This is a genomic window from Janthinobacterium sp. BHSEK (assembly GCF_056174685.1).
This window is the reverse complement of record NZ_JBWBYV010000227.1, coordinates 1-732: the sequence shown is the minus strand read 5'-3', so window position 1 is coordinate 732 and position 732 is coordinate 1. Positions and strand designations below refer to the sequence as shown.

Annotated in this window: 1 pseudogene; it reads right to left on the bottom strand. The window is 62.3% G+C overall.

What is annotated here, in order from left to right:
- A pseudogene (locus AC0V2Y_RS28615) lies at positions 1–732 on the bottom strand (ClpP-like prohead protease/major capsid protein fusion protein); the annotation flags it as partial.

Sequence of the window (732 nt, the reverse complement as noted above, 5' to 3'; positions counted from 1 at the left end):
GGTGTATTCGGCGCCATCCTGGATCTTGTCGAGCGACGGGAATGTGTTCAGGTCAACGCGTTTGCCGACCTTGAAGTCGCCCAGCGTGCCTTTGGAGGTCCACTGCTGGAAGGTTTCTTCGGCTTCTTCGTAACCCTTCAGCATGGCCTTTTCGGCGATGTTGCCGAGCAGCATGGGGAAATCGCTGCCGGTGTGGGTAAAGGCGGCGGCCACCAGCTTCATTTTGTCCATGCCCTTGGCATTGATGCCGGCCTGGTCCAGGCAGGCGCGGGCAATGTCGAGCATGCTGTAGCTGCGGAAATTGTTGCTGCGGTCATCCTTGCCCAAGCTGGAGCGTGCCAGCACCGACGCCTCGACGCCGGCCCGGAACTTGTCGCGCTCATCCTCGAGCGTCACGATGCGGCCGCCGCCGGCCGAACTGGCACCAGCGCCCAAATGGGCCAGCAGTTTGGTGTTGGCCGCTTCGACTGTGCATTCGATGTCATCGGCGCAGACGGTAGCCAACGCTGTGACACCTTCAGTCGAAGCGAACTTGGCGAAAGCTGCACTGATGGAGGTGCGACGGGTTTTATCGGCTTCCAGCGCGGCAGCGGCGATCTGCTTGGCCGCAACAGCGGCAGCGGACGGCTCCACGGCTTGCGGATTAAGTGGTTGTGGCACGGCATTCTCCTTCGGGGTGATGGTGGGTTGGGGCGCGACAGATGCCGCAGGGCTTGCTGGCAGCGGGAACGA